This is a genomic window from Pseudomonas sp. LBUM1641, from assembly GCF_059716235.1.
The window spans coordinates 6487263-6512862 of the sequence record NZ_CP166815.1; the positions used below are offsets into that span (position 1 = coordinate 6487263).

The 25600-nt window shown below is 60.7% G+C and carries 24 protein-coding genes; 10 read left to right on the forward strand and 14 right to left on the reverse strand.

Annotation, left to right across the window (positions count from 1 at the left end; translation table 11 throughout):
• Positions 1-49 precede the first annotated feature (49 nt).
• The 6 genes from pqqF to pqqE all read left to right on the forward strand — a co-directional run bounded on the left by pqqF (position 50) and on the right by pqqE (position 5809).
• Positions 50-2422, forward strand: a complete 2373-nt coding sequence (gene pqqF / locus ACA046_RS29940) for a pyrroloquinoline quinone biosynthesis protein PqqF (protein ID WP_497675491.1) — start codon at positions 50-52, stop codon at positions 2420-2422.
• 155 nt (positions 2423-2577) lie between these two features.
• A complete protein-coding gene (gene pqqA / locus ACA046_RS29945) occupies positions 2578-2652 on the forward strand; it encodes a pyrroloquinoline quinone precursor peptide PqqA (RefSeq protein ID WP_003194766.1) in 75 nt (24 codons plus the stop codon).
• A gap of 77 nt (positions 2653-2729) precedes the next feature.
• Positions 2730-3641 (forward strand): pyrroloquinoline quinone biosynthesis protein PqqB, encoded by a 912-nt coding sequence (pqqB, locus tag ACA046_RS29950; RefSeq protein WP_219273779.1) that lies wholly within the window; start codon positions 2730-2732, stop codon positions 3639-3641.
• Between the two features lie 11 nt (positions 3642-3652).
• Positions 3653-4405, forward strand: a complete 753-nt coding sequence (gene pqqC / locus ACA046_RS29955) for a pyrroloquinoline-quinone synthase PqqC (RefSeq protein ID WP_003211042.1) — start codon at positions 3653-3655, stop codon at positions 4403-4405.
• Positions 4402-4677 (forward strand): pyrroloquinoline quinone biosynthesis peptide chaperone PqqD, encoded by a 276-nt coding sequence (gene pqqD, locus ACA046_RS29960; protein ID WP_003211043.1) that lies wholly within the window; start codon positions 4402-4404, stop codon positions 4675-4677. Before pqqC ends, pqqD begins: the two co-directional genes overlap by 4 nt.
• Positions 4670-5809 carry a pyrroloquinoline quinone biosynthesis protein PqqE gene (gene pqqE, locus ACA046_RS29965; RefSeq protein WP_008434380.1) on the forward strand — a complete coding sequence of 380 codons (1140 nt, stop codon included), beginning with the start codon at positions 4670-4672 and terminating at the stop codon, positions 5807-5809. The genes pqqD and pqqE overlap by 8 nt, the downstream gene beginning before the upstream one ends.
• Before the next feature lie 7 nt (positions 5810-5816).
• Here pqqE and ACA046_RS29970 read toward each other — a convergent pair whose 3' ends face one another.
• From ACA046_RS29970 to ACA046_RS29985, 4 genes are all read right to left on the reverse strand, one after another.
• Positions 5817-5975: a YqaE/Pmp3 family membrane protein gene (locus ACA046_RS29970; protein ID WP_003211049.1), complete on the reverse strand. Its 159-nt coding sequence runs from the start codon at positions 5973-5975 to the stop codon at positions 5817-5819.
• Between the two features lie 96 nt (positions 5976-6071).
• On the reverse strand, positions 6072-6392 hold the full coding sequence (locus ACA046_RS29975) for a helix-turn-helix domain-containing protein (RefSeq protein WP_459024243.1): 321 nt from the start codon (positions 6390-6392) through the stop codon (positions 6072-6074).
• Positions 6376-6741: a type II toxin-antitoxin system RelE/ParE family toxin gene (locus ACA046_RS29980; RefSeq protein ID WP_459024245.1), complete on the reverse strand. Its 366-nt coding sequence runs from the start codon at positions 6739-6741 to the stop codon at positions 6376-6378. The genes ACA046_RS29975 and ACA046_RS29980 overlap by 17 nt, the downstream gene beginning before the upstream one ends.
• 234 nt (positions 6742-6975) lie before the next feature.
• On the reverse strand, positions 6976-8256 hold the full coding sequence (locus ACA046_RS29985) for an aspartate aminotransferase family protein (RefSeq protein WP_459024247.1): 1281 nt from the start codon (positions 8254-8256) through the stop codon (positions 6976-6978).
• A gap of 209 nt (positions 8257-8465) precedes the next feature.
• On the opposite strand from ACA046_RS29985, the gene ACA046_RS29990 reads away from it, so the two are divergent.
• Positions 8466-9356 (forward strand): LysR family transcriptional regulator, encoded by an 891-nt coding sequence (locus ACA046_RS29990; RefSeq protein ID WP_063026719.1) that lies wholly within the window; start codon positions 8466-8468, stop codon positions 9354-9356.
• A 226-nt stretch (positions 9357-9582) separates the two neighbouring features.
• Here ACA046_RS29990 and ACA046_RS29995 read toward each other — a convergent pair whose 3' ends face one another.
• The 10 genes from ACA046_RS29995 to bioB all read right to left on the reverse strand — a co-directional run bounded on the left by ACA046_RS29995 (position 9583) and on the right by bioB (position 21958).
• A complete protein-coding gene (locus ACA046_RS29995; protein ID WP_497675492.1) occupies positions 9583-11361 on the reverse strand; it encodes an acyl-CoA dehydrogenase C-terminal domain-containing protein in 1779 nt (592 codons plus the stop codon).
• 122 nt (positions 11362-11483) lie between these two features.
• Positions 11484-13268 (reverse strand): acyl-CoA dehydrogenase C-terminal domain-containing protein, encoded by a 1785-nt coding sequence (locus ACA046_RS30000; RefSeq protein ID WP_497675493.1) that lies wholly within the window; start codon positions 13266-13268, stop codon positions 11484-11486.
• A 90-nt stretch (positions 13269-13358) separates the two neighbouring features.
• Positions 13359-14648: a GGDEF domain-containing protein gene (locus ACA046_RS30005; protein ID WP_167664163.1), complete on the reverse strand. Its 1290-nt coding sequence runs from the start codon at positions 14646-14648 to the stop codon at positions 13359-13361.
• Between the two features lie 204 nt (positions 14649-14852).
• Positions 14853-16658 carry a phenylacyl-CoA dehydrogenase gene (locus ACA046_RS30010; RefSeq protein ID WP_497675494.1) on the reverse strand — a complete coding sequence of 602 codons (1806 nt, stop codon included), beginning with the start codon at positions 16656-16658 and terminating at the stop codon, positions 14853-14855.
• A 330-nt stretch (positions 16659-16988) separates the two neighbouring features.
• Positions 16989-17270, reverse strand: coding sequence for a pyrroloquinoline quinone biosynthesis protein PqqE (locus ACA046_RS30015; RefSeq protein WP_459024254.1), 282 nt, complete (start codon positions 17268-17270; stop codon positions 16989-16991).
• Between the two features lie 107 nt (positions 17271-17377).
• Positions 17378-18058, reverse strand: a complete 681-nt coding sequence (gene bioD, locus ACA046_RS30020) for a dethiobiotin synthase (protein ID WP_445573805.1) — start codon at positions 18056-18058, stop codon at positions 17378-17380.
• Positions 18055-18864 (reverse strand): malonyl-ACP O-methyltransferase BioC, encoded by an 810-nt coding sequence (gene bioC / locus ACA046_RS30025; RefSeq protein WP_459024256.1) that lies wholly within the window; start codon positions 18862-18864, stop codon positions 18055-18057. The genes bioD and bioC overlap by 4 nt, the downstream gene beginning before the upstream one ends.
• Entirely contained in the window at positions 18857-19588 is a 732-nt protein-coding gene (locus ACA046_RS30030; protein ID WP_459024258.1) for an alpha/beta fold hydrolase, read from the reverse strand. The genes bioC and ACA046_RS30030 overlap by 8 nt, the downstream gene beginning before the upstream one ends.
• A complete protein-coding gene (bioF, locus tag ACA046_RS30035) occupies positions 19581-20759 on the reverse strand; it encodes an 8-amino-7-oxononanoate synthase (protein WP_459024260.1) in 1179 nt (392 codons plus the stop codon). Before bioF ends, ACA046_RS30030 begins: the two co-directional genes overlap by 8 nt.
• Before the next feature lie 143 nt (positions 20760-20902).
• Positions 20903-21958, reverse strand: a complete 1056-nt coding sequence (gene bioB, locus ACA046_RS30040; RefSeq protein ID WP_003211072.1) for a biotin synthase BioB — start codon at positions 21956-21958, stop codon at positions 20903-20905.
• Between the two features lie 90 nt (positions 21959-22048).
• Here bioB and ACA046_RS30045 point away from each other — a divergent pair, with 90 nt between their 5' ends.
• The 3 genes from ACA046_RS30045 to ACA046_RS30055 all read left to right on the forward strand — a co-directional run bounded on the left by ACA046_RS30045 (position 22049) and on the right by ACA046_RS30055 (position 25578).
• Positions 22049-22786, forward strand: coding sequence for a ComFC family protein (locus tag ACA046_RS30045; RefSeq protein ID WP_497675495.1), 738 nt, complete (start codon positions 22049-22051; stop codon positions 22784-22786).
• 57 nt (positions 22787-22843) lie between these two features.
• Positions 22844-23608: a TOBE domain-containing protein gene (locus ACA046_RS30050; RefSeq protein ID WP_497675496.1), complete on the forward strand. Its 765-nt coding sequence runs from the start codon at positions 22844-22846 to the stop codon at positions 23606-23608.
• 71 nt (positions 23609-23679) lie between these two features.
• A complete protein-coding gene (locus ACA046_RS30055; protein WP_497675497.1) occupies positions 23680-25578 on the forward strand; it encodes a PhoX family protein in 1899 nt (632 codons plus the stop codon).
• Positions 25579-25600 lie beyond the last annotated feature (22 nt).

Here is a 25600-nt window from a genome sequence, read left to right on the forward strand (position 1 = left end):
CCGGCAGGTTTGCGCTAGCATAGGCACTTCCTACGTTTCGGAAGTGCCCATGCCTGCGCCGGCCCACCCTCATTACCTTCAATTGACCCTCGCCAACGGCCTGCGGGTTTCCTTGCGTCATGCGCCGCGTTTGAAGCGCTGCGCGGGGGCCTTGCGCGTTGCGGCGGGCAGTCACGATGTGCCCTTGGCCTGGCCGGGACTGGCGCATTTTCTTGAGCATTTGCTGTTCCTGGGCACCGTGCGTTTTCCTGCAAATGAAGGGCTGATGGCCTACGTGCAGCGTCAGGGCGGGCAGGTCAATGCCAGCACTCGCGAACGCACTACCGACTTTTTCTTTGAGGTGCCTGTTTCGGCATTTGAAGCAGCGTTGGAGCGCTTGGGGGATATGCTCGGCCATCCGCGCCTGGCCATCGAAGACCAGTTGCGCGAGCGTGAAGTGCTACACGCGGAGTTTATCGCCTGGTCGCAAGATGCCACGGCGCAACAGCAACAAGCGTTGCTGGAAGGTGTTGCGGCGAATCATCCGTTGCGGGCGTTTCATGCGGGCAATCGGGATAGCTTGCCGGTAGAACGTGAGGATTTTCAGCAGGCGTTGCGGGATTTTTATGAAGGTTTCTATCAGACCGGGCAGATGACCTTGAGCCTTGCGGGCCCTCAGTCGCTGGCGGAGCTAGAGGCATTGGCGCAACAGTTTGGCGCTGCGTTGAAGACTGCACCGCTGCTGCCACAGAAGCCTGCGCCCGCGTTGCTGGCCGGCAATCAACGTACTTATCAACACACCGATGAGCATCACTGGCATCAGGTTGTGGTAAGCGAGGCATCCCCTGACGCGTTGGACTTCCTCTGCCTGTGGCTGAACGCTTCGGCGCCAGGCGGATTGCTCGCCGAGTTGCAGACGCAACAGCTGGTCAGCGCCATTAACGCAACTGTCCTGTATCAGTTCGCCGGCCAGGCTGTATTGGATATCAAGTTCACTCTGGACACTCACGGAGCACCACAGACGATCCTGATCGAAGAACTGCTGCACGACTGGCTGAGCTTTTTCGCCCACAGTGACTGGACCCTGTTGCGGGAAGAGTACGCGCTGCTGCTCGCTCGCAAACTACAGGTCAGCGGTGCCCTGGCATTGGTCCGACAGAATCACGAGCCCGTCCTGTCAGAACATGGCGCCGCGTCCCTCAAAGTCCTGTTGGACTCGCTGCAATTGCCGCCGTCCCGGCACGCCTGGCAACTGCCGCCCCCCAATCCGTTCCTGCGCCCGGCGGTCAAGGAAGAGCGCCCGGGTTTGATTCGAGGCCAGACCAGCGCCCATCGCGGTTTGCGCACGTTCGCCCAGGATCGCTCCCGTGGCCGAAAGGATCTCTCGGCATTGACCTTCAGCCAAGCGCTGCCAGGCGACACAGATGAAGGCGCGCTTTACCTGCGCTGGCATCTGGATTCGCCGCCGCATGCAGAGCTTTTCCCACGGTTGCGTGAGAACGCCCGCCAGGCTGGCGTCCAGCTGTCTTTCGAGACAATTGGCGGTTACTGGCAGTTGAAGATGGTCGGGCTGCACGAACCCATGCCAGCGATAGTAGAGGAAGTGGCACGCGGTCTGACCCAGCTGGATGAAACGACCGTGACGCAACCCGCCGCTGCACAGACCATGGCGATCCGGCAGTTGCTCAAGGCATTGCCCGGCTATTGCGCCGGCATCCCACCGGCAGAACAGACGGCCGGCCAAGATCGGTGGTCGACCGCTCGCTGGCAAGGGCTTGCCGTCGGACTGCCAGCCGCCTGCGAGGTGGCGATAAAAAGCGCAGCGGGGAAACTGCCGGGGCAACCGGACGCGGCTATCAGCAAGCTTCCATCAATCAGTGGCCAGCAGGTGTGGCACGAAGTGAGCACCGATTCCAGCGACAGCGCGCTGCTGCTGTTCTGTCCTACACCGACCCAGTCCCTGGCCGACGAGGCATGCTGGCGTTTGCTCGCACATCTACTGCAGGCCCCCTTCTACCAACGCCTGCGGGTCGAACTGCAACTGGGCTACGCGGTATTCAGCGGTATCCGACAATTCAACGGACAAACCGGCCTGCTGTTCGGGGTGCAATCCCCGAACGTTTCCGTCGCGCAAATCCTCGATCACCTGCACACGTTCCTGAAACAGCTGCCCGCACTGATCAACGCCGGCGAACTGCCAAACGATCTGGCCCAGCAATTTTCCCTCGACGCCCTACCCTCCGCCCAATCCACCGAACTGCTCTGGCACGCGCATTTGGCAGGCCACCCGTCGGATTACATCCAACAGCTGCGAGATTTCATCCAGCCCCGCACCCGCCAGGATTTAATGGAAGCGGCACAGCATCTCAATGCTGCTGCAGGCGGCTGGCGCTGCGTGGCTAACAGCGAGTGCCTGGCGGCTCCCTGGCAATTATCTGGCTGATCATTGCCGCTTCGGTAAAAGGCTTTTTCCCACAGGACAGCGCTATCTTCACAAGAAGTACGTAACATTCACATGCACACCTCTGAACATCTCCGCTTGGAGGTGGACTATATGTATTGGTAGTAAATGTCCCATCCATCCGTAGGAGTAAGAACATGACCTGGTCCAAACCTGCTTACACTGATCTGCGTATCGGCTTTGAAGTCACCATGTACTTTGCCAGCCGCTGATTGGCTTTGTATCGCAATGCAACGCCTCGGCCCGCCCGGGGCGTTTTTATTTTTGAGTTATGTGTAGTGGAGCGGCCATGTTTGTCCAGATTCTAGGTTCCGCCGCGGGCGGTGGTTTCCCGCAATGGAACTGCAACTGCGTGAACTGCGCAGGTTTTCGCGACGGTAGCCTGCGGGCCGAGGCGCGTACCCAGTCGTCCATCGCGATTTCCGATGACGGCGTGAACTGGGTGCTGTGCAACGCTTCGCCAGACATCCGCGCCCAGCTTCAAGGGTTCGCCCCGATGCAACCCGGTCGCGCCCTGCGGGACACCGGCATCAGCGCGATCATCCTGATGGACAGCCAGATCGACCACACCACCGGCCTGCTCAGCCTGCGCGAAGGCTGCCCGCACCAGGTGTGGTGCACCGATATGGTCCATGAAGACCTGAGCACCGGCTTCCCGCTGTTCACCATGCTGACCCACTGGAATGGCGGCCTGGCCTGGAACCGCATCGAGCTGGATGCCAGCTTCACGATTCCGGCCTGCCCCAACCTGCGCTTTACGCCGTTGCCCCTGCGTAGCGCGGCGCCGCCCTACTCGCCTCACCGATTCGACCCACACCCGGGCGACAACATCGGCCTGATCGTCGAAGACCTGCGCACCGGCGGCAAGCTGTTCTATGCGCCGGGCCTGGGCAAGGTCGACGGGCCGTTGCTGGAGATCATGGCCGGCAGCGATTGCCTGCTGGTGGACGGCACGCTGTGGGATGACGACGAAATGCAGCGCCGTGGCGTCGGCACCCGTACCGGTCGCGAGATGGGCCACCTTGCGCAAAACGGCCCCGGCGGCATGCTGGAAGTGCTGGAGCAGTTGCCCAAGCAGCGCAAAGTGCTTATCCACATCAACAACACCAACCCGATCCTGGATGAGGACTCGCCCGAGCGAGCCGAGCTGCTGCGACGCAATGTGGAAGTGGCGTACGACGGCATGAGCATTGAATTGTAGGAGTGAGCCAAATGACTGACACACCGCTGACCACTGCCGAGTTTGAACAGGCCCTGAGAGCCAAGGGCGCGTTCTACCATATTCATCACCCGTATCACGTGGCGATGTATGAAGGCCGCGCCACCCGCGAGCAGATCCAGGGTTGGGTCGCCAACCGTTTTTATTATCAGGTGAACATTCCCCTCAAGGACGCCGCGATCCTGGCCAACTGCCCGGACCGGGAGATTCGTCGTGAGTGGATCCAGCGCCTGCTGGATCACGACGGCGCCCCCGGCGAAGACGGCGGCATTGAAGCCTGGCTGCGCCTGGGCCAGGCAGTCGGCCTGGACCCGGATCAACTGCGCTCCCAGGAATTGGTACTGCCCGGCGTACGATTTGCGGTAGACGCCTACGTCAACTTCGCCCGTCGCGCCAGCTGGCAAGAAGCTGCCAGCAGCTCCCTGACCGAATTGTTCGCCCCACAGATCCACCAGTCGCGCCTCGACAGCTGGCCCCAGCACTACCCGTGGATCGACCCGGCAGGCTACGAGTATTTCCGCACCCGTCTGGGCCAGGCTCGCCGGGATGTGGAGCACGGTCTGGCAATCACCTTGCAGCACTACACCACCCGCGAAGGCCAGGAGCGCATGCTGGAAATTCTCCAGTTCAAACTGGACATTCTTTGGAGCATGCTCGATGCCATGAGCATGGCTTACGAACTGAAACGCCCGCCGTATCACAGCGTGACTGATCAGCGTGTATGGCATAAGGGGATCACCCTATGAGCTTCGATCGCAGCAAAAAACCGACCTGGCGCCAGGGCTATCGTTTCCAGTACGAACCGGCGCAAAAAGGCCACGTGCTGCTGTACCCGGAAGGCATGATCAAGCTCAACGACAGCGCCGCGCTGATCGGTGGCTTGATCGATGGCGAGCGCGATGTAAGCGCGATCATTGCCGAGCTGGACAAGCAATTCCCTGGCGTGCCCGAGCTCGGTGAAGACATCGAGCAATTCATGGAGGTTGCCCGTGCTCAGCACTGGATCGAACTTGCCTGACCTGCCACCGAAACCGGAGATCGGCCTCCCTCTGTGGTTGCTGGCCGAGCTGACGTATCGCTGTCCGCTGCAATGCCCGTATTGCTCCAATCCGCTGGATTTCGCCGAGCAGGGCAAGGAGCTGAGCACCGAACAGTGGATCAAGGTATTTCGTGAAGCCCGGGAAATGGGCGCCGCGCAACTGGGGTTTTCCGGCGGCGAGCCGCTGGTGCGCCAGGACCTCGCCGAACTGATCGCCGAGGCGCGCAAGCTGGGTTTCTACACCAACCTGATCACCTCCGGCATCGGCCTCACCGAGCAGAAGATCAGCGACTTCAAGAAGGCTGGCCTGGACCATATCCAGATCAGCTTCCAGGCCAGCGACGAGCAAGTGAACAACCTGCTGGCCGGCTCGAAAAAAGCCTTCGCGCAAAAACTGGAAATGGCCCGGGCAGTGAAAGCCCACGGGTACCCAATGGTGCTGAATTTTGTCACCCATCGGCACAATATCGACAAGATCGACCGCATCATTGAGCTGTGCATTGCCCTGGAAGCGGACTTTGTCGAGCTTGCCACCTGCCAGTTCTACGGCTGGGCCCAGCTCAATCGTGTCGGCCTGTTGCCGACCCAGGAACAGCTGGTGCGCGCCGAACGCATCACCAACGAGTACCGCGCCAAACTCGAAGCCGAAGGCCATCCGTGCAAGCTGATCTTCGTCACACCGGATTACTACGAGGAACGCCCGAAAGCCTGCATGAATGGCTGGGGCAGCATCTTTCTGACGGTAACGCCGGACGGTACTGCACTGCCGTGCCACGGAGCCCGACAAATGCCGGTGCAATTTCCCAACGTGCGCGACCACAGCATGCAACACATCTGGTACGACTCGTTCGGCTTCAACCGCTTTCGCGGCTACGACTGGATGCCCGAGCCGTGCCGTTCATGCGATGAGAAGGAAAAGGACTTCGGCGGCTGCCGCTGCCAGGCGTTCATGCTGACCGGGGATGCCAGCAATGCCGACCCGGTGTGCAGCAAATCGGAGCATCACGGGATGATCCTCCAGGCCCGCGAAGAAGCGGAGCACGCCACCCAGACCATCGAGCAACTGGCCTTTCGCAACGAGCGAAACTCACGGCTTATCGCGAAAGGCTGAGGTCTTTTTAGCGTTTGGCGATGATGTACACCGCGTGCACGATACCCGGGATATAACCGCACAAGGTCAGCAGAATATTCAGCCAGAACGCGCCGGCGAAACCCACTTGCAGGAACACACCCAGTGGCGGCAGCAAAATGGCGATGATGATTCGAATGATATCCATGGGTTCAGCTCCAGAAAATCGGCTCGTGTGAGCCGTACAAGCTAATCGACCTTGGGCGTTGATAAGGGTTCAGTGGGATCTGGCACGGGGCCATCCTCAGGCCAGGATTTCCAAACCATGCTTCTGCACGATGCTCAACAGCTTGAGCGCCATGCCGCTGGGGCGCTTTTCACCAGACTCCCATTGCTTCACCGTGGAGGCGCTGGTGTTCAAGTAACGGGCAAATACAGGTTGGCTGACGTGGCTTCGCTCGCGTAGTTGTTTGATTTGCTCAGCCGGGATTTGCACCGGAATATCCGCAAGACATGCATCGTCGAACTCACGAAGAGTCGTTTTGTTAATAGCGCCAATTGCATAAAGCGCTTCGGCGGATTGATGAATGGACTCAAACGCCTCACTTTTATATTTCTTGGTCATGATGTATCTCCACAAACTCCCTGAGATCCAGCATCTGCTGAATCTGTGCTTCGCTGAAACCTTCATAAGTCTTAGCCAGCGACCGAAACCAAACCAGTTCGCTTTGAGTGATATTGCTTTGGTTCTGCTTGGCGTATAGCAATTGATAAACCCAGCAGTGCCTACCCTTGGCCAAGACAATTGAACGATGTCGGTTCTGATTCAGACGTTTCTTCCAAACACCACCGCCCAAATTGTCGGCTTGGCCGTCAAGCATCTCGCTGAATGCTTCCCTCAATTCCGAATCACATATCCAAGCCTTGCTGGCTGCGTTGGCAAAATTCCGCGTTTTGAACAGCCTGAGCCTCATAGGCATCCCTTCCCGAAAACATACCACTCAGTGGTATAGATTAGAAATAGGGCATAAAAAAACTTCACACCCTATCGGCAGTCCTTGCCGACGCCCGCTAAAAGGCCATTTTTCCTAACGATGCTCAAGCACCCTTTTCAATCCAAAAATTACGCAGACAAAAAAACGCCCCCAGCCAAAAGAATCAGGCTGGAGGCGCCGCGTATACCGCGAGACGGTTCAGGAAATAAGGGGTTAAACGGCAATGCCCTTGCGGCATTGCAGCTGTGCGGTACGCACCCGGGAGAACGCTCGCGCCAGGCGCAGAAGCATTTCGTCGACGTTGCTTTTGCTCAAGGTGAGCGCCGGAGTGAAGCGCAGGCAGTCGGGTTGCGGCGCGCTCAGGATCAGTCCTTCACTCAGCGCTGCCTTTACCACCGCATCTGCCGAATCTTCCGACAGGCTCAGGCCCCACAGCAGCCCCTGGCCACGTAGCTCACCCTGGCCATAACGATGAGCCAGGCGGGCCAATCCATCGCCCAGGTACGCGCCGACCTCGCAGATGTGTTCAAGAAATCCGTGGTTCAGCACCGTATCCAGCACCGCTACGCCAGCAGATGCCATCAGCGCATTGCCGTGGTGGGTGCCTTCTAGCTCACCGAGTTCGAAACAGCATGCCTTGCCCCGCGCAAGCAACGCCGCCAGCGGCACACCTCCACCCAAGCCCTTGCCCAGGCAGATAATGTCGGCGCGTACGCCATAGTGCTGTTCGGCGAGCAACGTGCCACAGCGTCCAGTGCCGGTTTGCACTTCGTCGAGGATCAACAGGATGCCCAGCTCGCGGCACAGGCGTTCGACGCCCTTGAGGTAATGCTCGGTCGCGGGAATGACACCCGCATCGTTCTGGATCGGTTCCAGCATGATGGCCACGGTTTGTGCGTCGACGGCTGCATGTAATGCAGACAGATCGTTGAACGGCACGTGACTGAAGCCCGGCAATTGCGGCTCGAAGCGGTTTTCGCTGACGGCTGCCGAGGCCGACATCGCGGCAAAGCTGCGGCCATGGCAACCGTTGCTGGCGGTGATGATGCGATAGGCGCCACCGCGGTGCAGTTGGCCCCATTTGCGCGCCAGTTTGATCGCCGCTTCGCAGGCTTCAGCGCCGCTGTTGAGCAGGTACGCCTGGTCGCTGCCGGTGCGGTGGCACAGGCGATCGGCGAGGCTCAGTTGAATGCGGTTGTGCAGGCCGTGGCCGGGGTTGATCAGTGATTGGGCCTGATCGGCCAACGCCTGGGTCAGTACCTGCGGGCTATGGCCCAAGCTGTTGGCGCCGCCACCCTGGCTGAAGTCGAGATAGGCGCGGTCTTCGCTGTCCCATAGCCAGGAACCCTGGCCGCGTACAAACACCTGGGGCGGACGAGTCACGCTGGGCATCAGGCAGTTGCTGGAAAGGTCGTCTCGCAGTGTCGGAGTTTTCGCATCGAGGATCAGATCATCAAGGCTGGGGACCGGGCGACGCAGGTTGAACAGGTTCATGGATAAAACCCGCTGGCAATCGCACCTTGGTCGGTATTACCTATCAACCCACGGCTGAGGTTTTTTGCCCTGCCTATGCAAACACCATCAACATAAACACTACTCATCGCACTTTCCGGCCCTGTAAGCCCTGTGAATAGGCGCTAGACTAGGCGTCTCGGGGGCACTCGGCCATTTCGATTTTCCAGCATTTTCGATAAGCGTTACTTATGGATTTCAAGCAACTGCGTTATTTCGTCGCGGTGTATGAAGAAGGCCACGTGGGCCGGGCGGCAGAGCGCCTGTCGATCTCCCAGCCCGCCTTGTCGCAGCAGATTCGCCAGCTCGAACAGAACCTCGATGTGAGCCTGTTCGAACGCAGCAGCAAGCGCCTGCTGCCAACTCTCGCCGCCCATACCTTATACAACCACGCCCTGCCCTTACTCGACGGCATGCAGCAAGCCGTGGAAGCCCTGCGCAACTTCAAGGGCCAGGCGTTGCGTACCCTGGCGATCGGCGTGCTGCAAACCGTACACACCAGCCTGGTGCCGCAAATGCTCGAACGGGTGCGCAAGGCCCAGCCGCACTTGGTGGTACAGATCTACGAACTGACCGGTATGGAAATCGAACGCCGGCTGCTCAACGGTTCGCTCGACATCGGCATCAGCTACCTGCCGCCACGCCAGCCGGGGCTGCACGGTGTGCTGCTGTATGAAGATGAACTCAAGGTGGTCATCCCGTCTGACCACCCGCTGCGGGAATTCAAGAAAGTCTCCTTGAAGCAAGCCGCGGAGTTACCGATGTTGCTGCTGGGGGAGGAGTTTCAGGTACGGCAGATCTGGCAGGGTCAACTGGCCAACCTGGGCCGTCGTCCGCAAGTGCAGGCAGAGTTGAATACGATGGTGGGGATTCTCGACAGCCTGCCCTACACCAAGCTGGCGACAGTACTGCCCGGGCGCTCCCAGGACGAACACAACAGCAAGGCGTTGCTGTGGAAACCCCTGAGCGAACCACGGGTGCCGCTGAAAGTAGGATTGGTGTGCCGGGATGTGCAGCGTCAGCAAGCAACGTTGGAATTGTTACGCACGCTGCTGGAAGACGTGATGAACGCGCCTGTCTGACTTTTTCGCAGGCAAAAGAAAACCCCGCCGAAGCGGGGCTTTGCAGACTGTTTCCCTGACATCCATTTCACTCCGCCTTCCTGGCAGAATCCTACGTGTCCGTGTTGTTGCTTTGCGCTTCCTGCGCGACGTCCATGTGAAGTAGATTATCCGTGGATCCAATATGGCGATAGAGGACGAATAGCAGCACGTCATGTAAGAGAATGCTTACACGCCCTCCAAACCCTTAGAACAGTGCTTCATCCAGCAAAAACAGCGATTCGCTACCGGCTTTTACCGAAGCACTGAGGGACACGATCCTCGGCAGCAGGCGGGCAAAGTAGAAACGCGCGGTGCCCAGTTTGCTGGCGTAGAAGTCTTCCTGAGCCTCTTTGCCCACGGCCGCCTTGGCCATCAGGGCCCACATGTAGGCATAGGCCATGTAGCCGAACGCGTGCAGGTATTCCACCGACGCCGCACCGATTTCATTCGGGTTGGACTTGGCGCGATCCAGCAGCCAGGCGGTCAGATCGTCCAGATCATCCACCGCCGCGTTCAGCGGCTTGGTGAACTCGGCCAGTTCGGCGCCAGCGGTAGCGGTGAAATGGCGGATCTCGTCGGCGAACAACTTATAGAACGCCCCGCCGCTGCCGACGATCTTGCGTCCCACCAGGTCCAGGGCCTGAATGCCGTTGGTGCCTTCGTAGATCTGGGTGATGCGCACATCACGCACCAGTTGCTCCTGGCCCCATTCGCGAATGTAGCCGTGGCCGCCGAAAATCTGCTGGCCATGCACGGTGGTTTCCAGGCCCAGGTCAGTCAGAAATGCCTTGGCAACCGGGGTCAGCAAGGCAACCACGTCGTCCGCACGTTTGCGGGTGGTGGCGTCTTCGCTGAACTTCGCGGTGTCGAGTTGCATCGCCACGTAGGTGGAGAATGCGCGGCCACCTTCGTTCGAGGCTTTCATGGTCAGCAGCATGCGCCGCACGTCCGGGTGGACGATGATCGGGTCGGCAACCTTATCCTTGGCTTTTGGACCGGTTGGCGAACGGCTTTGCAGGCGGTCGCGGGCGTATTCGATAGCGTTCTGATAAGAGCGCTCGCCGGAAGCCAGGCCTTGGATGCCGACACCCAGGCGCTCGTAATTCATCATGGTGAACATCGCAGCCAGGCCACGGTTCGGTTCGCCCACCAGGTAGCCCACGGCTTCGTCGAAGTTCATTACGCACGTCGCGGAAGCCTGGATGCCCATCTTGTGTTCGATGGAGCCACAGGTCACCGGGTTGCGCGCGCCCAGGCTGCCGTCGGCATTGACCATGAACTTGGGCACGAGGAACAGCGAGATGCCTTTGGGACCCGCCGGTGCGTCCGGGAGCTTGGCCAGTACCAGATGGATGATGTTGTCGGTGAGGTCGTGCTCGCCACCGGTGATGAAGATCTTGGTGCCGCTGACCTTGTAGGAACCGTCTGCCTGAGGCTCGGCCTTGGTCCGAATAATCCCCAGGTCGGTGCCCGCATGAGGCTCGGTCAGGCACATGGAGCCGGCCCACACGCCCGAATACATATTCGGCAGATAGGTGGCCTTGAGTTCTTCGCTGGCGTGGGTGTTGATCGACACGCAGGCGCCGGACGTCAGCATCGGGTACAGGCCGAAGGCCAGGCCCGAGGAGTTGATCATCTCTTCAACCTGGGCCGACACCGCTTTGGGCATGCCCATGCCGCCGTAGGTCGGATCGCCACCGACACCTACCCAACCGCCTTCGGCGTATGTCTTGTAGGCGTCTTTGAAACCGGCCGGGGTGAAGACCGCGCCATTCTCCCAGCGGCAGCCTTCTTCGTCGCCGCCACGGCTGAGCGGGGCGACGGTCTTGGAGGTGACTTTGCCGGCTTCTTCGAGGATTGCCTCAACGGTCTCGGCGTCGACGGTCTCCGCCAGCGCAGGCAGTTGGGCCCAGAGTTTGGCGACCTCGAAAACTTCGTTGAGGACGAAGCGCATATCGCGCAGCGGCGCTTTGTAGTCAGCCATGGCAAACCTCGTGAGAACTAAAACGTTATTCGGGTGGGGTCAGTTTTACAGACCCCGAGTGTAACCGAACAACTTTTGTGATACATAGGGTCTGATCATGACCAACAAGTATTTTACGGTCACTAAAGCGCGAAAAGCTCCGCGGGCAGACTCATCAGGCATTCGCTGCCCGCCTCCACTGCCGCCCGGTGGGCTCCCGTGCGCGGTAGCAGGCGCTTGAAGTAGAACTCGCATGTCGCCAGCTTGCCTCGAGCGTAATCGGCATCACCGCTGCCGCTGTCCAACTGCTCCTGTGCCACCAGCGCCATGCGCAGCCACAGATAGGCGAGGATGATGTAGCCGCTGTACATGAGGTAATCCAGGGCCGCCGCGCCGACTTCATCCGGATTCTTCATGGCGGCCATGCCGACCTTGACCGTCAGTTCGCCCCATTGCTGATTCAACTCATTGAGCTGCGCCACATGGGCCTTGAGTTGCGGATGCTCGGCGTTTGCCGCGCAGAACTTGTGGACGCTCCTGGTAAAGCCCCGCAGCAGCTTGCCCTGGCTGCCGAGCACCTTGCGCCCGAGCAAATCCAGCGCCTGGATGCCATTGGTGCCTTCATAGATCGGCGCAATCCGGCAGTCCCGCACCAACTGCTCCATGCCCCACTCACGAATGTAGCCATGGCCGCCGAATACTTGCATGCCGTGGTTGGTCACCTCCAGCCCGGTTTCGGTCATGAAGGCTTTGCAGATCGGCGTAAGGAAGGCCAACAGGTCTTCAGCTTCCTGACGCTGACCTTCGTCGCCGCTCAAGTGCGCGGTATCGAGTAACTGCGCGCAGAAGTAGGTCAGCGCCCGGTTGCCTTCGTTGAAGGCTTTCATGGTCAGCAACATGCGCCGCACATCCGGGTGGACGATGATCGGGTCGGCGGCTTTTTCCGGAGCCTTGGCACCGGTCAGCGAACGCATCTGCAAGCGGTCGTTGGCGTACTTGATCGCGCCCTGGAAGCTCGCTTCACCCAGGCAAAGGCCCTGCATGCCGGTGCCCAACCGCGCATGGTTCATCATGGTGAACATGCAGTTCAGGCCCTTGTTCGCCTCACCGATCAGGAAGCCGCGGGCGCCATCGAAGTTCAGCACACAGGTGGCCGAAGCCTTGATGCCCATCTTGTGTTCGATCGAGCCGCACGCCATCGCATTGCGCTCACCCGAGTCGGCGTGGAATTTAGGCACGATAAACAGCGAAATACCCTTGGTCCCGGCCGGCGCATCCGGCAGCTTGGCCAGCACCAGGTGGATGATGTTTTCACTCATGTCGTGCTCGCCGGCCGAGATGAAAATCTTGCTGCCGGTGACTGCGTAGCTGCCGTCTGCCTGAGGTACGGCGCGGGTCTTGATCAGCCCAAGGTCGGTGCCGCAATGGGCCTCGGTCAGGCACATGGTGCCCGTCCACTGGCCAGCGGTGAGTTTGCTCAGGTAGGTGTTTTTCTGCTCTTCAGTGCCATGGGCGCGGATCGCCGACATCGCACCGTGGGTCAGGCCGGGGTACATGCCCCAGGACGTGTTGCTGGAGGAGATCATCTCCGCAAGCACCAGGCCGAGGGACATTGGCAAGCCCTGCCCGCCGTAGGCCGGGTCTGCAGCCAAACCGTGCCAGCCGCCTTCCACGTACTGGGCGAAGGCTTCCTTGAAGCCCTTTGGCGTGGTCACCACGCCGTTGTCGAAATGGCAGCCTTCTTCGTCGCCGGAACGGTTCAACGGCGAGAGAACGTTTTCGCAGAACTTCGCGCCTTCTTCGAGGATCGCGCCGACCATGTCCGGGCTCGCGTCAGTTGCCCCCAGCGCCGCGTAGTGGCCGTGGAAGTCAAAAACGTGATCGATCAGAAAGCGCATGTCGCGCAGGGGAGCTTTATAGTCAGGCATGGCAATGTCTCCGGCAGCAGATGCCTTCAACCTACTGCCGCACGGCCCACCGGACAATCACAGTAGGGCCGCTGAATACACCACCATCACTCAACCGGCAGCGCTGTCCATGCGCACCGCGCCGCGGCGGGTCTGCCCCGAAGCGACCACGCAGTTACGCCCCGCGCCCTTGGCGTTGTACAGCGCCTGGTCGGCGGATTTGAGCACTTCTTCAGGGCTGCGCTGCTCGGCCTGGCGCTCGGCGACGCCGATGCTGACGGTCACCGACACGCTTGACGCACCACTGCCTGCACGACGTTGTCGGCCCTGTTGATCATCGTTGGGACGATCGGGGTTACGCAGCTTGATGTCGTAGTTGGCGATGATTTCGCGGATTTCTTCGAGGTGCGGCAGGCATTCATCCAGGGTCTTGCCGGCGAACACCACGGCAAACTCTTCACCGCCATACCGATAAGCCCGGCCGCCGCCGTTGACCTTGGACAGCTTGCTGGCCACCAGGCGCAGTACCTGGTCGCCTACATCGTGGCCATGGGTGTCGTTGAAGCGCTTGAAATGATCGACGTCGCCCATGGCCAGCACATAGTTGCGCCCCAGGCGCTGCATGCGTTCGTTGAGTGCGCGGCGGCCAGGCAGGCCGGTCAGTTCGTCACGGAAGGCCATTTGATAAGCCTCGTGGGCCACGCCGGCGGCAATCATCAGCATCACCTGGCTGCACATGATGTTCAGGGTGAACGGCAGGATGAAAGTCTGCGGCAACATCCAGAACAAACCCAGCAAACCCACCAGTTGCGCGGCGTGCAACGGTCTTGGCTGGTACCAGTACTGCGCGGCCAAGGTCACAAAGCCAATCAGGAACATCGGGTACGACAACTGGATCAGGCTCATCCAGCGGCCATGCAAGGCGGGCCAGCGAATCTCGGCCAACCAGCTCAACAGCGCCTGGGGGAAACTTTGCTCAAGGGCCAGCGCCACGCTGCCGATCGCAAGCAGCACCGCGCACCGTGCGACGAAGTCGCGAAACAGGTGGGTTTTTTCCTGCCAGACCGCATAGATGCCGAACAGCAGCGGCAACAACAGGCAGCACAGATGGAAGACAACCGCCGCGTCCTCTCGAACACGGCCGTGGTCGCGGTAGTAATCGGTCTGGGTGTCCAGCAGGAAATAGACCACGTACACCGTGAGCATCAGGAACAGTTCGCGCTGGCGACGGTAAACCGCGCAGTACGAACCGCCTAGCAGCAGCACGAGGGTCGGCAGCACATTGAACAGTGAGGTGAAGAACACATTGAGGTCCTTCACGTACGCAGCCGAGAGCCCCGCCAGCAGCAACAGCAGTGAAGGTAAAAAATGACTGAAACGTAAAGCAGACACGCGTGGCAAGGGTAAAGCTCCGACCCACTAAAAAGATGGCACAGTGCCTTCACTGATCACAGTTAAGCACATTCGATGTGATGCGTATCACATTGCCATCACTTTAACGGCCGAGCGGCGCAATCCCTGAGTGCTGCGCTGTGGTTTTTTATTGCGCAAAAAAAACCGCCGCTCCCGAAGGAGCGGCGGCTTTAGAAATGAACCCGCCGAGGCTTAGTAGCCCAGGTCGAAGTTCTCTTCTTTCATGTCCATCAGATTGTTGGCGCCCGACAGCATGGTTGCAACGTGGGTGCGGGTACGCGGCAGGATGCGCTGGAAGTAGAAGCGCGCAGTCTGCAGCTTGGCGGTATAGAAGCCTTCTTCGGTGGTGCCGGCAGCCAGTTTCTCAGCGGCCAGGCGGGCCATGTCAGCCCAGAAGTAGGCCAGGCAGGCGTAGCCGGAGTACATCAGGTAATCCACCGAAGCGGCGCCGACTTCTTCACGGTCTTTCATGGCCGCCATGCCGACCTTCATGGTCAACTCGCCCCACTCTTTGTTCAGTGCCGCCAGCGGTGCAACGAATTCTTGTACCGCTTCGTTGCCTTCGTTGGCCTGGCAGAACTTGTGGATGATCTTGGTGAAGCCCTTCAGCGCTTCGCCTTGGGTCATCAGCACTTTACGGCCCAGCAGGTCGAGGGCCTGGATACCGGTGGTGCCTTCGTACAGCATCGAAATGCGGCTGTCGCGAACGTTCTGCTCCATGCCCCACTCGGCGATGAAGCCGTGGCCGCCGTAGATTTGCACGCCGTGGTTGGCGGCTTCAAAACCGACTTCGGTCATGAACGCCTTGGCGATCGGGGTCATGAACGCCAGCAGTGCGTCAGCCTGTTTCTTGGCTTCGTCGTCGGTGCCGTACTTGACCACGTCAACCTGCTTGGCGGTGAAGTACACCATCGCGCGGTTGCCTTCGGCGAAGGCTTTCATGGTCAGCAGCATGCGGCGCACGTCAGGGTGCACGATGATCGGGTCGGCTGCCTTGTCCGGCGCTTTCGGGCCAGTCAGGGAGCGCATTTGCAGGCGGTCACGAGCGTATTTCAGGCCGCCCTGGAAGCCGATTTCAGCGTGAGACAGGCCTTGCAGCGCGGTACCCAAACGAGCGGTGTTCATAAAGGTGAACATGCAGTTCAGACCTTTGTTCGCCGGGCCGATCAGGAAACCAGTGGCCGCGTCGAAGTTCATCACGCAGGTGGCGTTACCGTGGATGCCCATCTTGTGTTCCAGGGAACCACAGGACACCGCATTGCGCTCGCCAATCGAACCGTCGGCGTTCGGTACGAACTTGGGAACGATGAACAGCGAAATGCCTTTGGTGCCGGCCGGTGCGTCCGGCAGGCGGGCCAGCACGATGTGGACGATGTTGTCGGCCATGTCGTGTTCGCCGGCCGAGATGAAGATCTTGGTGCCGGAAACCTTGTAGGAACCATCTGCCTGAGGCTCGGCCTTGGTGCGCAGCATGCCGAGGTCGGTGCCGCAGTGCGGCTCGGTCAGGCACATGGTGCCAGTCCACTCACCCGACACCAGTTTGGTCAGGTAAGCCTCTTGCTGCTCGGGGGTGCCGTGCTCGGAGATGGTGTTCATCGCGCCGTGCGACAAGCCCGGGTACATCCCCCACGACCAGTTGGCTTCGCCGACCATTTCGCTGACTGCCAGGCCCAGGGACTCCGGCAGGCCTTGGCCACCGTGCGCCACGTCGTGGGCCAGGCTTGGCCAGCCGCCTTCAACGAACTGTTTGTAGGCTTCTTTGAAACCGGTAGGGGTCTTAACGCCTGACTCGCTCCAGGTGCAACCTTCGATGTCACCCACGCGGTTCAGCGGTGCCAGTACCTGCTCACAGAACTTGGCGCCTTCTTCGAGAATGGCGTCAACCATGTCCGGGGTAGCGTCCTGGCAAGCCGGCAGGCTCTGATAGTGCGCTTCATAGCCGAGCAGTTCGTCACGAACGAAGCGAATATCACGCAAGGGGGCCTTGTAGTCAGGCATAGCGATAAACCTCTGCTGATGTATCTGGGATGAACAACCGCGTGGATTGTTGTAGCGGTCAAACAGTTGTTTGAAACATACGTTTACGACCTATCCTTGTCAAGCGTCGTGCAAATGCCGTTTGTCATGACGCAGGTCAACGTCAGGCACAGCAAGGCCTGCAGCGAAATGCCGCATGGAGTTCCAAGGGTTTAGAAGGAATCGAGGGTGACGGGGATCAGGGTGGGAGCTGGCTTGCCTGCGATGCAGGCGCCACGGTGCTTCAGGAGGATTGGGGCGACATTATCGCAGGCAAGCCAGCTCCCACAGAGAACCTGGAGAGCGCAATATTCAAGCGTAGGTATCGATCAACGTGCCGAGCATTTCGTCGGAAGCCTTGGCTACTTTGGCGCCCAGTTCTACCTGGAACTTGCCTTGGGCCATCTCGACCATATTGCTCGCCGAGTTGCTTGCCTGATTGACGTCTACCGAACGCAAACGATCATTTTGCGCGTCCGAAGGCTGGGTAGTAGCGGCGCTGGCGATCTTGCCGGCGGCCTGGTCGACACGGTTCTGCCCGGTCTGAATCGCGCTCAGTCCCGAGTAAAACGCACTGCTGCCAGAGATTTCCATGGCGTGAACCTGCCTGAAAGAGAATCGTGAAATGTTATTGAAGCAGACATACCGGCAAAAGGCCCGTTAAAAACACTAATGGCATAATGCCTTATTGATAGGCAAAACTAGTCAAGCAAGTCCAGTTGCAAGTAATCGGCAACCGCTTCGGCGCTGGGATGCTTGAGCTTGGGCACCCTTCCCAGGCATGGCGCGGGAAGTCGTTCAGCCAGGGTCGCGAGGTTTTCTTCCAGACGAGAGGTCTTCGGATCGATGATATTCGCCACCCAGCCCGCCAGCGGCAAACCGTCCCGGGCGATGGCTTCGGCGGTCAGCAACGCATGGCTGATGCAACCCAGCCGCACGCCCACTACCAGAATCACCGGCAGCTTCAATGCCTGGGCCAGGTCCGAGAGGTTGTCCTGATCCGCCAAGGGCACACGCCAACCGCCCGCGCCTTCAATCAAGGTGAAGTCTGCCTGCTTGGCCAGAATATGCTGCATGGGCTTCAACAACGACTGCACCGTCAGTGCCACACCGGCTTCACGGGCTGCCAGATGCGGCGCGATGGCCGGCTCGAACGCCACCGGATTGACCTCGGCATAGGTCAAGGGCAGTGAGCATTCAGCCAGCAACGCCAGGGCATCCGAATTGCGCAGGCCCTTGGGTGTCAGCTGACATCCCGAGGCCACCGGCTTGCCCGCCGCCGTGCTTTTGCCGGCTTGCCGCGCGGCATGCAGCAGGCCAGCGGCGATGGTGGTCTTGCCGACGTCGGTGTCGGTCCCCGTGATGAAGTAAGCGGCATTCATAGAGGTTTCTCCAGGACGGCGTACACCACTTGATAAGTCGCCGGCAGGCCCTGGGCCTGGCGGAACTGCTCGTAGGCTTGCACCAGTGCAACAATCCGCGCCCGGCCCGTCAAGCCTCCGGGGCGCCCCGGGTTCAGATTGTGCGCACCCAACGCTTTCAGTTCGTGGGTCAGGCTGCGCACGTCAGGGTAGTGCAGCACATGGGGACACTGCTCCAGGCTGCGCACCCGCAAGCCACTGGCTGCGCACAGTTGCTCATAAGCACTGAACGGCCGGAAGCGGTTCACGTGAACCATGCCATCCGCCGCGCGCCAGCTTTCGCGCAACTCATCCAGCGTACCCACGCACAGGCTGGCAAACGCCAGCACGCCGCCGGGCTGCAACACCCGCTGCGCTTCGCTGAGTACTGCCGCAAAATCCGAACACCACTGCACGGCAAGGCTCGAATAGATCAGCCCGCAACTGGCATCCTGCAACGGCAAACGCTCGGCATCCCCAGCGATAAAATGTTGCGCGCCGCCCAAGGGCCGGGCGTGGTTGAGCATGCCCTCGGCGATATCCAGGGCCAAACCCTGGCTATCCGGAAATGACTGGCCCAGCACGCGACTGAAATAACCCGTACCGCAGCCCAGATCCAGCCAGCGTTGCGGCGAAATACCATCGGGCAAACGCCGCAGCAGCTCGCTGCCCACCGCACGCTGCAACTCGGCAACACTGTCGTAACTGGCGGCTGCGCGGGAAAAGGAGGCCGCTACCTGGCGCTTGTCTGGCAAGCCGCCGGGCAACACATGGGACAAATCAGTCATCACCGCACTCATGCAAAAAAGCCTGGATGGCCCCCGCTACACCGTGGGGGTCCTCCAGTAGAAAAGCGTGACCGGCCTGTTCAATCAGGCCGATTTCAACATCGGGCAACAACGTCAGCAGATCACTGGCCGCCTCGGCGGGCACCAGGCCGTCCATGCCGGCAAACAGGTGCAACTGCGGGCCGCGAAAGGCCAGCAACGCCTCACGTGTATCCATCTGAGCGAGTAACTCAAGGCCGGTCATCAGGACCGGAGAAGGCGTATTCGGCGCCCCGCTGACCAACAAGCGCGCCAACCCGCGAGGATCTTCCGCGCCCTTGGCGCACAACAAACCAAAGCGCTTGAGCGTGACTTGAGAATCGGCATTGCAACCCGCGAGAAACGCATCGAAGGTTTCGCCGGGCATTGCGCTCGGCCAGCCGTCATGGGCGACAAAACACGGGTTACTGGCCAGAGTCACCAGGCCGCAGCAACGATCACCGCGGCGCGCTGCAAGCTCCGAAGCCAACATCCCGCCGAGGGACCAGCCGCCCAGCCAAGCGTTGTCCGGCAGGCTGGCGTCCAGTTCGTCGAGCCATTCGTCGAGGTCACTGGAAGCCAGCACCGGCAAGGGTTCGATATGCACCCGCAGGTGTTCATCCAGCCCCTGCAACGCCGCCGCCAACGGTTCCAGCGGCGAAATGCCGAGGCCCCAGCCGGGCAGCAGTATCAGTCGATCACGCATGGTCGGGCTCCTGGCCTAACAAGCGGAAACACTCTTCCAATTCGTTTAACAATAGCTGCACCTGGACTTCGCTGTGGGCCGCCGTGAGGGTTACCCGCAGACGGGCGCTACCGGCAGGCACGGTCGGTGGCCGGATCGCGGTCACCATCAGCCCGCGCTCACGCAGCATCTGCGACAAACGCATCGCACGGGCACTGTCGCCAATCATGATCGGCTGGATCGGCGTGAAACTGTCCATCAGCTCCAGGCCGATCTGCTCGGCGCCCAGACGGAACTGGCGGATCAGCCCGTTGAGATGCTCACGCCGCCAATGCTCGGTGCGCAGCAGTTCCAGGCTTTTCAGCGTGGCGCAGGCCAGCGCCGGCGGTTGGCTGGTGGTGTAGATGTACGGGCGGGCGAACTGGATCAGGCTTTCGATCAGTTCCTCACTACCCGCCACAAATGCCCCGGCAGTACCGAAGGCCTTGCCCAGGGTGCCCACCAATACCGGCACGTCTTCCTGGCTCAAGCCAAAGTGCTCGACGATCCCGCCACCATTGGTGCCCAGAGGCCCGAAGCCATGGGCGTCATCCACCATCAGCCACGCTCCCCGGGCCCGGGTTTCACGGGCCAGCGCCGGCAGGTCGGCCAGGTCGCCGTCCATGCTGAACACGCCGTCGGTCACTACCAGCGTATTGCCGGTGGCCTTCTCCAGGCGCTTGGCCAGGCTGGCCGCGTCGTTGTGCAGATAACGATTGAAGCGCGCTCCCGAGAGCAAACCGGCATCCAGCAACGAGGCATGGTTGAGACGGTCTTCCAGCACCGTATCGCCCTGCCCCACCAGCGCCGTGACGGCTCCGAGGTTGGCCATGTAACCGGTGGTGAACAACAGCGCACGCGGGCGACCGGTCAGGTCGGCGAGGGCCTCTTCCAGTTCATGGTGCGGCGTGCTGTGGCCAATCACCAGATGGGAAGCGCCGCCACCGACACCCCAACGCGCTGCGCCCGCGCGCCAGGCTTCAATCACTTGCGGGTGATTGGCCAGGCCCAGGTAATCGTTGTTGCAGAACGCCAGCAACGGCTGGCCGTCGACCACCACTTCAGGGCCTTGCGGGCTCTGCAGCAGTGGACGTTGGCGATACAGGTGTTCGGCACGACGAGCCGCAAGACGCGCGGCGAGATCGAAAGACATGCAGACCTCGATTAGCGCTCAACCCTGTGGGAGCTGGCTTGCCTGCGATGACGGCGGCACATTCAGTATCAATGTGCCTGACAGACCGCTATCGCAGGCAAGCCAACTCCCACACTGGATCGCACTTCGGCAGGAGAAATGGCTTAAACAGCCGCGTTATAGAACTGCTCGCTGCTCTTCTGCTCCACCAGCGCCTGCTCGATCGCCGCCTGGTGCACTTCATCGGCGTGCTCTTCGCGGGCTTCCGGCAAGATGCCCAGGCGCGAGAACAGTTGCATGTCCTTGTCCGCCTGCGGGTTGGCGGTGGTCAGCAGTTTGTCGCCGTAGAAAATCGAGTTGGCACCGGCAAAAAACGCCAGGGCCTGCATCTGCTCGTTCATCGCCTCACGCCCGGCCGACAGCCGCACATGGGACTGCGGCATCAGGATGCGCGCCACTGCCAGCATGCGGATGAAGTCGAACGGGTCGATGTCGTCGGCGTTTTCCAGCGGCGTACCGGCGACTTTCACCAGCATGTTGATCGGCACCGATTCCGGATGCTCCGGCAGGTTGGCCAGTTGGATCAGCAGGTTGGCGCGGTCGTCCAGCGACTCGCCCATGCCGAGGATGCCACCCGAGCAGATTTTCATCCCTGAATCACGCACGTAGGCCAGGGTTTGCAGGCGTTCGCCGTAGGTGCGGGTGGTGATGATCGAGCCGTAGAACTCCGGCGACGTGTCGAGGTTGTGGTTGTAGTAATCGAGGCCGGCCTGGGCCAGGGCTTCGGTCTGGTCCTGGTCGAGGCGGCCGAGGGTCATGCAGGTTTCCAGGCCCATGGCTTTCACGCCTTTGACCATTTCCAGCACATAGGGCATGTCTTTGGCCGACGGATGCTTCCAGGCGGCGCCCATGCAGAAGCGGGTCGAACCGATGGCCTTGGCGCGGGCGGCCTCTTCGAGGACCTTCTGCACTTCCATCAGCTTCTCTTTTTCCAGGCCCGTGTTGTAGTGGCCCGACTGCGGACAATATTTGCAATCTTCCGGGCAGGCGCCGGTCTTGATCGACAGCAGCGTGGAAACCTGGACGCGGTTGGCGTCGAAATGCGCGCGGTGCACGGTCTGCGCCTGGAACAACAGGTCGTTGAAGGGCTGCACGAACAGCGCTTTGACTTCGGCTAAAGACCAATCGTGACGCAGGTTGGCAGTGATGCTGGCGCTCATGGGCGATTCCTTGATTATGCTTTGGCAAGCCCTGCGGGAAGTAATACCCACAGGCACGACACGGATGCTCGGCATATTTAAGGAAGATTCATGCACTGTCAACTTGAGAACAAACACGAGGTTTACATCTGGTTAAAAAGCGACCAAATCTGCTTAGTCTGCGATGAAAGCAGCGAAACAGCCCATTCCATCTGCAACGCCTGCGAAACCGAACTGCCTTGGTTGATGGATCATTGCGAGGTGTGTGCACTGCCGTTGCCCATGACAGGCCTGATATGCGGCCAATGCCTGAAGCGGCCACCGGCGTTTAAACAGGTGGTTGCACCCTGGACCTACAGCTTTCCCATCGACAGCCTGATCAGTAGTTTCAAGCACCAGGCCCGATGGCCCCTCGGCCATTTGCTCGCGCACCTGCTGGGGCAGTTTCTGCAACACCGTTATGACGATGCCGAACTGACGCGCCCCGACTGCCTGCTGCCCGTGCCCTTGGCTCGCAAACGCCTGCGGGAACGGGGTTACAACCAGTCAGCCATGCTCGCGCGCTGGCTGAGCAAGGACCTGAATATCCCCTACGACGAGCACCTGCTGTTACGGCCTCATGAAACGGTGGCGCAACAGGACCTGGACGCCAAGACCCGCAAGCGCAACCTGCTCCAGGCCTTTGCCTTGGCGGACGGTGCGCAAATCAAAGGCCGGCACCTGGCGCTGATTGATGACGTACTGACTACCGGCGCCACCGCCAACAGCCTGGCCCGCCTATTGATGGACGCCGGCGCCCGACAGGTGGATGTGTATTGCCTGGCGCGCACGCCCAAGCCCGGCACATGACTTGACTCTCAGGCGCCCTGCCCGCAACGTCTGCCCATTCCATCGAAGCGTGTCCCCATGTCCCTGCCAACCCTCTTGAGCCAACACATCGTCCGTCGCCCCCAGCGCATTGCGCTGTTGCAACACATTGCCGAGCAGGGCTCCATCACCCGTGCGGCAAAGAGTGCCGGCCTGAGTTACAAGGCTGCCTGGGACGCCATCGACGAGCTGAACAACCTGGCGCAAAAGCCCCTGGTGGAACGCAGTGTCGGCGGCAAAGGCGGTGGCGGCGCCAAGCTGACGGCAGAGGGCGAACGGGTATTGCGCCTCTACCAGCGCTTGCAAGTGTTGCAAGCCCAGGTGCTGGATTCCGCCGAAGACGCCAGCGACTTCAACCTGCTGGGCCGCCTGATGCTGCGCACCAGCGCGCGCAACCAGTTGCACGGCAAGGTCATTGCTATCGACAGCCATGGCCGCAACGACCTGATTCGCCTGGAACTGGCCGCAGGCCTGAGCCTGGATGCGCAAATCACCCACGACAGCACCGTGCATCTGGAGTTGGAGACTGGCACCGAAGTGGTCGCTCTGATCAAGGCCGGCTGGCTTGAAGTGCTGGCCGCCTCGCAGTCAGAAACACCTGGACACAATTGCCTGAAAGGAAAAATCGAGGCAATTCTCGACGCCGAAGACGGCCCCAGCGAGGTTCGTATCACCCTGCCCAATGGCCAGGTTTTATGTGCCCTGGCCCGGCCCGACGCGCTTGCGCAGATCGCCGTTACCAAAGGCCTGCAAGTGAAGGTGCAGTTCTCCCCCAGCAACGTGCTGCTGGGCACCCCGGTGTAACGCTTCAAACTGCAACAATTTCGTCACGACCGCTCCCTAAGGTGTCTGCAAAAACCCGCAGGGAGCCTGAAATGAGCCTATTAGAAGAAAACCAAGCCACCGACCTGGAACAGATGGTCGGCCTCACCCGCCGGCGGTTTATCGGCGCCGGCGCCCTCTGCGGTGCCGCGATGTTTCTCGGCGGCAACCTGCTGACCCGCAGCGCCCTGGCGGTCAACGCCGCAGCAAACAGCCCACTACTGGGTTTCACCAGCATCGCCGCAGCCACCAGCGACACCATCACCCTGCCGCCCGGCTACAGCGCCTCGGTACTGATCAGCTGGGGCCAGCCGCTGCACAAGAATGCGCCTGCCTTCGACCCCAGCGGCAACGGCACCGCCAAGGCCCAGGAACAACAGTTCGGCGACAACAACGACGGCATGAGCCTGTTCGCCTTCCCCGGTGACGACAACCGCGCGCTGATGGCGATCAACAACGAATACACCAACTACCGCTACCTCTACACCCACGGCGGCGCGCCGCAATCGGCTGAAGACGTGCGCAAGGCGCTGGCCAGCGAAGGCGTGTCGGTGATCGAAGTGCGGCGCAAAGGCGACACCTGGCAGTTTGTCCAGGACTCGCGCTACAACCGCCGCATCCACGGCAACTCGCCGATCCGCTTTGGCGGCCCGGCGGCGGGCCATGCCTGGCTGAAAACCAGCGCCGACAAAACCGGCAAAAAAGTCCTCGGCACCTTCCAGAACTGCGCCAACGGCAAGACCCCATGGGGCACCTACCTGACCTGCGAAGAAAACTTCACCGACTGCTTCGGCAGCAGCAACCCGCAACAGGCGTTCGACGCCGGGCAGAAACGCTACGGTGTGGTGGCCGCGAGCAAAGACATCAACTGGCACCCGCACGACCCGCGCTTCGACATGGCCAAGAACCCCAACGAACTCAACCGCCATGGCTGGGTGGTGGAAATCGACCCGTTCGACCCGCAATCCACGCCGGTCAAACGCACCGCCCTGGGCCGCTTCAAGCACGAAAACGCCGCCCTGGCGGAAACCCGCGACGGTCGCGCCGTGGTGTACATGGGCGACGACGAACGCGGCGAGTTCATCTACAAGTTCATCAGCCGCGACAAGATCAATCACAAGAACCCCAAGGCCAACAAGGACCTGCTGGACCACGGCACCTTGTACGTGGCGATCTTCGACGCGGGCGACGGCAATGCCGACCATCCCAAGGGCCAGGGCCAATGGGTCGAGCTGACCTACGGCAAGAACGGCATCGACGCCAACAGCGGTTTTGCCAGCCAGGCCGAAGTGCTGATCCACGCACGCCTCGCCGCCAGCGTGGTGAAAGCCACCCGCATGGACCGCCCGGAATGGATCGTGGTCAGCCCCACCGACGGCCAGGTGTATTGCACCCTGACCAACAACGCCAAGCGCGGCGAAGAAGGCCAGCCGGTCGGCGGCCCGAACCCGCGGGAGAAAAACGTCTACGGGCAGATCCTGCGCTGGAAGGCCAATGCCAACGACCATGGCGCGCCGGATTTCAGCTGGGATTTGTTTGTGGTGGCCGGCAACCCGGCGCTGCATGCCAGGACGCCCAAGGGCGGCTCGTCCAACATCAATCCGCAGAACATGTTCAACAGCCCGGATGGATTGGGCTTCGACAAGGCCGGGCGGTTGTGGATCCTGACCGATGGCGACTACAGCAACGGCGGCGACTTTGCCGGCATGGGCAATAACCAGATGCTCTGTGCCGATCCGTCGACCGGTGAGATTCGCCGGTTCATGGTGGGGCCGGTGGCGTGTGAAGTGACCGGGATCAGCTTCTCGCCGGACCAGAAAACCCTGTTTGTGGGGATTCAGCATCCTGGCGAAACCGGTGGCTCGACCTGGCCGGAACACCTGCCGAATGGCAAGCCGCGGTCCTCGGTGATGGCGATTCGTCGGGACGATGGCGGGATCGTCGGCGCCTGATAAGGCCCCTTCGCGAGCAAGC

Excerpts from the sequence above, each read along its gene's own strand:
- pqqF (WP_497675491.1), top strand. The coding sequence starts at position 50 with ATGCCTGCGCCGGCCCACCCTCATTACCTTCAATTGACCCTCGCCAAC.
- pqqB (WP_219273779.1), top strand. The coding sequence starts at position 2,730 with ATGTTTGTCCAGATTCTAGGTTCCGCCGCGGGCGGTGGTTTCCCGCAA.
- pqqC (WP_003211042.1), top strand. The coding sequence starts at position 3,653 with ATGACTGACACACCGCTGACCACTGCCGAGTTTGAACAGGCCCTGAGA.
- pqqD (WP_003211043.1), top strand. The coding sequence starts at position 4,402 with ATGAGCTTCGATCGCAGCAAAAAACCGACCTGGCGCCAGGGCTATCGT.
- ACA046_RS29970 (WP_003211049.1), bottom strand. The coding sequence starts at position 5,975 with ATGGATATCATTCGAATCATCATCGCCATTTTGCTGCCGCCACTGGGT.
- ACA046_RS29975 (WP_459024243.1), bottom strand. The coding sequence starts at position 6,392 with ATGACCAAGAAATATAAAAGTGAGGCGTTTGAGTCCATTCATCAATCC.
- ACA046_RS29980 (WP_459024245.1), bottom strand. The coding sequence starts at position 6,741 with ATGAGGCTCAGGCTGTTCAAAACGCGGAATTTTGCCAACGCAGCCAGC.
- ACA046_RS29985 (WP_459024247.1), bottom strand. The coding sequence starts at position 8,256 with ATGAACCTGTTCAACCTGCGTCGCCCGGTCCCCAGCCTTGATGATCTG.
- ACA046_RS29990 (WP_063026719.1), top strand. The coding sequence starts at position 8,466 with ATGGATTTCAAGCAACTGCGTTATTTCGTCGCGGTGTATGAAGAAGGC.
- ACA046_RS29995 (WP_497675492.1), bottom strand. The coding sequence starts at position 11,361 with ATGGCTGACTACAAAGCGCCGCTGCGCGATATGCGCTTCGTCCTCAAC.
- ACA046_RS30000 (WP_497675493.1), bottom strand. The coding sequence starts at position 13,268 with ATGCCTGACTATAAAGCTCCCCTGCGCGACATGCGCTTTCTGATCGAT.
- ACA046_RS30010 (WP_497675494.1), bottom strand. The coding sequence starts at position 16,658 with ATGCCTGACTACAAGGCCCCCTTGCGTGATATTCGCTTCGTTCGTGAC.
- ACA046_RS30015 (WP_459024254.1), bottom strand. The coding sequence starts at position 17,270 with ATGGAAATCTCTGGCAGCAGTGCGTTTTACTCGGGACTGAGCGCGATT.
- bioD (WP_445573805.1), bottom strand. The coding sequence starts at position 18,058 with ATGAATGCCGCTTACTTCATCACGGGGACCGACACCGACGTCGGCAAG.
- bioC (WP_459024256.1), bottom strand. The coding sequence starts at position 18,864 with ATGACTGATTTGTCCCATGTGTTGCCCGGCGGCTTGCCAGACAAGCGC.
- ACA046_RS30030 (WP_459024258.1), bottom strand. The coding sequence starts at position 19,588 with ATGCGTGATCGACTGATACTGCTGCCCGGCTGGGGCCTCGGCATTTCG.
- bioF (WP_459024260.1), bottom strand. The coding sequence starts at position 20,759 with ATGTCTTTCGATCTCGCCGCGCGTCTTGCGGCTCGTCGTGCCGAACAC.
- bioB (WP_003211072.1), bottom strand. The coding sequence starts at position 21,958 with ATGAGCGCCAGCATCACTGCCAACCTGCGTCACGATTGGTCTTTAGCC.
- ACA046_RS30045 (WP_497675495.1), top strand. The coding sequence starts at position 22,049 with ATGCACTGTCAACTTGAGAACAAACACGAGGTTTACATCTGGTTAAAA.
- ACA046_RS30050 (WP_497675496.1), top strand. The coding sequence starts at position 22,844 with ATGTCCCTGCCAACCCTCTTGAGCCAACACATCGTCCGTCGCCCCCAG.
- ACA046_RS30055 (WP_497675497.1), top strand. The coding sequence starts at position 23,680 with ATGAGCCTATTAGAAGAAAACCAAGCCACCGACCTGGAACAGATGGTC.